The organism is Streptomyces sp. NPDC005070 (genome assembly GCF_053600395.1).
In genome coordinates, this window is sequence record NZ_JBSFZS010000222.1 from 1 (window position 1) to 6,719 (window position 6,719).

The 6,719-nt window shown below is 70.8% G+C and carries 5 protein-coding genes; all 5 read right to left on the minus strand.

Annotated elements, in window-relative coordinates; genetic code table 11:
* Positions 1-135: 135 nt before the first annotated feature.
* From ACWEBX_RS36045 to ACWEBX_RS36065, 5 genes are read right to left on the minus strand one after another with little or no spacing between them, the layout of a single operon-like run.
* Positions 136-1,185: an LLM class flavin-dependent oxidoreductase gene (locus ACWEBX_RS36045; RefSeq protein WP_451888971.1), complete on the minus strand. Its 1,050-nt coding sequence runs from the start codon at positions 1,183-1,185 to the stop codon at positions 136-138.
* A 14-nt stretch (positions 1,186-1,199) separates the two neighbouring features.
* Positions 1,200-2,930 carry a dipeptide ABC transporter ATP-binding protein gene (locus tag ACWEBX_RS36050; RefSeq protein ID WP_451888972.1) on the minus strand — a complete coding sequence of 577 codons (1,731 nt, stop codon included), beginning with the start codon at positions 2,928-2,930 and terminating at the stop codon, positions 1,200-1,202.
* Complete coding sequence (locus tag ACWEBX_RS36055; RefSeq protein ID WP_451888973.1) at positions 2,927-3,850, minus strand: ABC transporter permease; 924 nt, start codon at positions 3,848-3,850, stop codon at positions 2,927-2,929. The genes ACWEBX_RS36050 and ACWEBX_RS36055 overlap by 4 nt, the downstream gene beginning before the upstream one ends.
* Positions 3,847-4,806 carry an ABC transporter permease gene (locus ACWEBX_RS36060; RefSeq protein ID WP_451888974.1) on the minus strand — a complete coding sequence of 320 codons (960 nt, stop codon included), beginning with the start codon at positions 4,804-4,806 and terminating at the stop codon, positions 3,847-3,849. The genes ACWEBX_RS36055 and ACWEBX_RS36060 overlap by 4 nt, the downstream gene beginning before the upstream one ends.
* Positions 4,807-4,809: 3 nt before the next feature.
* On the minus strand, positions 4,810-6,429 hold the full coding sequence (locus ACWEBX_RS36065; RefSeq protein ID WP_451888975.1) for an ABC transporter substrate-binding protein: 1,620 nt from the start codon (positions 6,427-6,429) through the stop codon (positions 4,810-4,812).
* Positions 6,430-6,719 lie beyond the last annotated feature (290 nt).

Below are 6,719 nucleotides of genomic sequence, written 5' to 3' on the forward strand. Positions count from 1 at the left end.
ACGAAGGGGAAGCCCGAGCGCTGGGCCTGCTTCCGGCCGACCCGCGCGTACTGGTAGCAGTCGGTGGTGTCGAACCACGCCGGGTCGATGAGGCCTGTCGAGGGCCGCCACCTCTTGCCCAATCGGGAAGCGGCTTCAGCCGACTGCCTGCCGCGCCGTCAGGGAAGCCGGCCGCCAGCCCAGTTCGGGTGCGATCAGATGCCGGGTGTCGTGCAGGATCTGTTCGTACTCCTCCCGGTGGAACTCGTACGGCAGCTCAAGGCGCAGCTCCGAAACCTGAGCGAGGACCGGGTCGGCGGTGAGCTGTTCGAGGATCTGCTCGGCGGTGCCCACCACGTCGGGGGCGAACAGGGTCCGCTTCGGGCCCTGGGGTGCCAGGGTGCGGGCGTGACGGTTCGCCGCGTAGGCGCGGTAGCGGGCCCGGCCGGCCGCGTCCGCGCTGTCGAACGGCACGATCACCCGGCCCAGCGCCACCCGCCCCGGACGCTCCACACCTCGTAGGGACGGCGTGCTGCGGTACGCGGCCAGCAGATTGAGCTGGGCCGTGGTGAAATCGTCGGTTCCCTCGCCCGAGACGATGTTGCCGGACAGCAGACCCAGACCGTTCTCGGCGGCCCAGCGCACCGAGCGCAGGCTCCCGCCGCCGTACCAGATGCGGCGTGCCAGGCCGGGGCTGTGCGGCTGCAGTCTGGGGCGCTGGGTGTTCCCCGGCGAGTGGATGACCGTGTCCGGCCCGCCGATGTGGTCGCCGCGCAGGTTGTCGAGGACGCGGGCGATCCTGCCGTACGACAGGTCGAAGCCGCGCCAGTCCCCGTCGTACACGAGGTCGCCGAGCAGCTCGGCGTGCGGCATGCCGGTGCTGAAGCCGATCTGGAGCCGGCCCCGCGACAACACGTCGGCCAGCGCCAGGTCCTCGGCGAGACGGAAGGGACTCTCGTAGCCGATCGGGATGACGGCGGTACCGAGTTCGATCCGCTCCGTGCGCTGGCCTGCCGCGGCGAGGAACACGGCCGCCGAGGCCACGCCGTGTTCGAGGTGCCGCTGCCTGATCCAGGCACCGTCGAAGTCCAACCGTTCGCCGTACTCGAACAGTTGGAGCGTCTCCTCCAGTCCGGTGTACGGGTCGTCGTCGGCGAAGTTGCCCGGGGTGAGAAAGGCCAGGGAGGTGATGGTGGGAGTACTCATGGGAGGCCGGCCCTTCACTTCGTGATGGTCTCGGACGCGGGGGAAGCCACCCGGCCGCCGGGGATCGCCGCGAGCAGTTCGCGGGTGTACGCGTGGCGGGGACGGGTGAAGAGGTCCTCCGGTGGGCCCGTCTCGACGACGCGGCCCGCCCGCATGACGGCGACCTGGTCCGCGATCTGGCGTACGACCGCCAGGTCATGGGAGATGAAGAGGTAGGCCACCCCCGTGCCGGCCTGCAACTCGGCCAGCAGCTCCAGCACTTGGGCCTGCACCGAGACGTCGAGCGCGGACACGGGCTCGTCGCACACCACCAGGTCGGGGGAGAGCGCGAGCGCGCGGGCGATCGCGACCCGCTGGCGCTGGCCGCCGGACAGCTCCGTCGGCCGGCGCTCCAGCGTGGCCGCGGGCAGCGCCACCCGGTCGAGCAGCTCGCGGGTGCGGGCGAGCCGGGAGGCACGGTCGCCGACCTTGAACGCACGCAACGGCTCGGTGATCACCTCACCGACGGAGAAGTGCGGATCGAGGGAGGCGTACGGGTTCTGGTAGACGAACTGGGCGCGGCGGCGCAGCTCTCTGGCACGGGCGCCTCTCACGGTGGTGACGTCGGCGCCGTCGAACAGGACCTGCCCAGCTGTGGCGTCGGCGAGCCGGAGCACCAGCCGGGCGGTCGTGGACTTGCCCGAGCCCGACTCGCCCACCAGGGCCAGGGTCCGTCCGCGACGGAGGGTGAAGCTGACGTCGTCCACCGCGCGCAGGGTGCGAGGCCCGTCGGCGGTGCGGGGCAGCCGGAACTCCTTGACCAGGTTGCGCGCCTCCAGCAAGGGTGCCGTCTCCGTCGCGGTCACAGGTGCGGACGGGCGACGCCGTGCGGTGGTCATGCTCGGGGCGCTCGCCAGCAGACGCCGCGTGTACGCGTCCTGGGGGTCGGCGAGGACCTCATGGGTGAAGCCCGACTCCACCACCCGGCCCTGTGACATGACCACCAGCCGCTGCGCCCGGTCGGCGGCGACCCCGAGGTCGTGGGTCACCAGCAGGATCGCGGTGCCCGACTCCTCGGCGAGATGCTGGAGATGGTCGAGGATGACCCGCTGCACGGTGACGTCGAGGGCGCTGGTCGGCTCGTCGGCGATGATCAGCTCGGGTCGCGCGGCGATCGCGACGGCGATCAGGGCGCGTTGCCGCATACCGCCGGAGAGTTCGTGCGGATACTGCCGGGCCCGTACGGCGGCGTCGGGCAGCCCCGCCCGGTCCAGGACGGCGACGGCCTCGGCGGCGGCCGATCGGCGGGTCGCCAGACCATGGATGCGCAGCACTTCGGCGACCTGTTCGCCGATCCGCTTGACCGGATTGAGCGACACGGTCGGATCCTGGGGGACGAGCCCGATCCGCGCCCCGCGTACGGTGCGCAGCTCCCCTTCCGACAGGGTGGCCAGGTCGTGCCGGCCGAAGCGGACGGTGCCGGTGTCGATGCCGCCGTTGTCCGGCAGCAGACGGGTGATCGCGTGCGCGGTCGTGCTCTTGCCGGAACCGGACTCACCGACCACCGCCGTCACCTGGCCCGGCCACACGTCGAGGTCCACGCCCCGGACGGCCGCCACCGTGCCGCCGCGGGTGCGGTACGAGACGGACAGTCCGCGGATCTCCAGCAGGGGGGTGCTCTCCGGCAGGGGTGTGCTCTCCGGGAGGCGGGTGTTCTCCGGGAATGGTGTGGTCACGTCCTCGCCGTTCTCGTGTTCGTGGGTCATCGCTGCCGGGCCCATTCGCCGTCGAGCGCCCTGGCGACGCGGTTGGCGGCCAGTACGGTCGCGGCGATCGTCAGACCGGGCAGCGCGGTCAGCCACCAGGCATTGGCCAGGTAGTTGCGGCCCTCGGAGATCAACGTGCCCCATTCCGGGGCCGGCGGGGGAGCGCCGTAGCCGAGGAAGCTCAGCGCCGACACGGCCAGGATGGAGGCGCCGAAGTCGAGGGTGGCCAGGACGATCACCGGGCCGGCGGCGTTGGGCAGCACGTGCCGGCCCAGCACCGAGTACCAGCGGGCCCCGCAGGAGCGCGACGCCTCGACGAACACCGCCTGGCGCACCCGGAGCACCTCGGCGCGCGCGACCCGGGCGAAGGAGGCGACACTGGCGATACCGACCGCGACGGCCACCTTCACCGTCCCGTACCCCAGCGCCGTCACCAGCGCCAGCGACAGGAACAGCGCGGGGATGGACAGCAGGATGTCGACGAAACGCATCAGCACGTCGTCCACCCAGCGGCCCACGAACCCCGCGACCAGACCGAGCAGACCCCCCACCACGAACGCCACCAGCACTGCGATCAGGGTGGCCTTCAGCGACAACTGGGCTCCGTGCACCACCCGGGCGAACACATCGCGTCCCAGCTCGTCCGTACCGAACCAGTGCGCACCACTCGGACCGCGGAAATTCTGCGCCGGCACCCCCTTCAGCGGGTCCCGCGAGGTGAACAGCCGCGGCCGGAACGAGGCCAGCACCACCAGGAGGAGGACGGCGAGCGACAGCAGCAGGCCGGGACGGCGTGCCAGGAACCGCGGTACCCGCCGAACGCCGACACGACGTCCCGGTACGGGATCCGGCGCTTCGCCCACCGGCCGGACGAGGCCGAGCGCGGCCTCGGTGGGGTCGTCGACAAGGCTCTGACTCATGCGACGCCCGCCCTTCCGCCCGAGGCCACCACGATCCGAGGGTCGAGCACCGGATAGACCAGGTCGACGACCAGATTCGTCATCACGAAGATCAGCGCGCCGAAGGCCACCACTCCCTGGACCACCGGGATGTCCTGGGCCGTGACGGCCGCCGCTGTCACACGGCCCAGACCGTCACGGGAGAACACCGTCTCGACGACGACCGAACCGGCGATCAGCTGTCCCACCAGCAGGCCGACGACCGTCAGAGCCGGCAGGGACGCGTTGCGCAGCGCGTGCCGCAGATGGACCCGCCAGCGGCTCGCTCCCTTGGCGCGGGCGGTCTCCACATAGGCCTGGTCGAGGGCGGTGAGCAGGCTCTTGGCCAGCACCTGCGCGATCTGAGCGCCGGTCGGGACCGCGAGTGTCAGCGCCGGCAGCACCAGCCCCCTCAGCCCGTCGTTACCGAACGCGGGAAACCAGTGCAGCCGGAAGGAGAACGCCTCGACGAGCAGCAGTCCCACCCAGAACGTCGGGACGGACACCCCCAGCGGCGGCAGCGACAGCAGGAACTGCCGCAGCCACCGCCGCGTGGTGTACGTCGCCGCCACCGCCAGTCCGCCGCCGAGCACCACCGCCAACAGCAGCGCCGTCGAGGTCAGTTGAAGGGTCTGGGGCAGCGCGTCGGCCAGAGTCGAAGCGACCGGCCGGCCGGTGGCGACCGAGTCGCCGAAGTCCCCCCGCACCGCCCGCCCGAGGTACTCGGCGTACTGCGCGAGCACCGGCTTGTCGAAGCCGTACTCGTGCCGCAGCGCGGCGATCTGCCGGGGATCGACCTGCCCCGACTCCATCCCGGCACCGGCCATCGCCGTGACCGGGTCGCCCGGGAGGAAATCCAGCACCAGGAACGACACGGTGTACGCCGCCCACAGCACCCCGGCCGCCTGCGCGAGCCGCTTGATCACGTAGCCGCGCACGGGTCAGCCGATCCAGGTGTCGTGCAACTGGATCCGGCTGGAGGCGTCGAAGGCGAGGCCGTGCACCTTCGTGGACACGCCGAGCTGGGTCTGTAGTTCCACCACCGGTGCGTTGTAGGCGTCACGCACGATCGACTGCTGTGCCTGGGCCACCAGTTGGCCGCGCTTGGCCGGGTCGGTGGTCGCGGCCTGAGCGGACAGTGTCGTGTCCAGGCTGCTCGTCGGCACACGGTAGAAGTTGGCCAGCTTCGTGGAGAAGGAGCTGCGCAGGATGTCGGGGTCGGCGCGGGTGATGTTCCCCCAGATCGCGTCGTACGAGCCCGCCTGCTGGATCGGCGTGAGCTGGGGGAGTTGGAGCTGCTTGAGGGTCACCTGGACGCCAACAGCCTTCAGTTGCTGCTGTATCAGCTCCAACGCGGGCTGGTTCGTCGCCGCGTTGGGAACCCAGTCGATGGTCAGGCTCAGCTTCTTGCCGTCCTTGACACGGGTGCCGTCGCCGCCCCTCTTCCAACCGGCTTCGTCCAGCAGGGACTTGGCCTTGGCCGTGTCGAGGGCCAGGTCTGGGGCGAAGCTGGTGTAGTCGGGTGTGGTGTGCGCGAGGACGCTGGTCGCCGGCCGGGTGCCGGTGGGGAAGACGGTGTCGGCGATCTGCTTCCGGTCGACGGCGGACAGGATGGCCCGGCGGACCCGGGCGTCCTTCAGAACCGGCCGCGCGTTGTTGAAGCCGAGTCCGAAGACGATGCCGGGATTGGCCCGCCGCTGGAAGGCGACCTGACCGCCCTTGAGCGCCGCCTCGTCGGCCCGGCCCACGCTGCCGATCGCGTCCACCTGTCCGGACCGCAGACTGCCGGCCCGTACGCCCGCTTCCGGCACCACCTTGAACACCAGCTTGTCCAGGTAGGCCTCGCCCTTCTTGCTCCACCGGGAGGAACCCCAGGCGTAGCCGGGGCGTTTGGCCAGGGTGACCGACTGGTTCTGAACGTAGCTCTTCAGCACGAAGGGCCCGGACCCGACCACCCCGTCACTGCACTTCCGCTGCGGGGACCGCTTCACGCTCGCGGACGACTCGATCCCCAGTGAGTGCGTCGAAGTCGCCTGCAGGAACTGGGCGTTGGGCTGCTGGAAGGTGACCTTGACGGTGAGCGGGTCCACCACAGTGGTGCTCTTGGCGCCGCTCAGGTAGCCCTCGGCCAGGGTGCCCAGGACACCGAGCTTCGGTACCGCGTCGAAGTTGTCCTTGACCACCTGGGCGGTCAGCGGGGACCCGTCGCTGAACGTGACACCCGAACGCAGGTGGAAGGTGAAGGCGGTCGCGTCGGCGCTGATGTCCCAGCTCTTCGCCAGCCACGGCACGATCTTGCCGGTCTTGGGGTCCTGGTCCGTCAGGGAGTCGATGATCTGGCGCACCGAGTAGATCGTGTCGTTGCTGCCGACCTGCTGGGGATCCACGCAACCGGCGTCGGAACCCACGGCGAAGGTCAGGGTCCCGCCGGAGCGCGGCTTGCCGCTCCCGGTGCCGGAGCCGTCGGTGCCCGATCCGCAGGCGGTCAGCAGCAAGCTGGTGGTGAGAAGGGCGGTGAGCGTCGCCCATCGGGGAGATCTGAAGTCCGGACGTGCTCTCACGGAGGGTTCTCCTCTTGGTGTCGCCGGGCATGGGGCGTCGTACGAGGCACGACTGCGCACGGGTGCGCGGGCCCGTCGGCGCGACGCCGGTGACGGGCAAGGGCCTGCGGACAGGGGCCGGGCGGAAAGCGGAAAGCGGAAAGCGGAAGCGGATCGGAGAGATCAGGAGGGAGGGGGAGCCGGGCGAAGACGCGTACCGCGACGGCTGGTCACGGACGTCGGCTGTCGACGTGCCTCAAGTACGTCGACGGTCTGCGTATCTCCACGACGTCGACGCGGGTGGGCGTCAC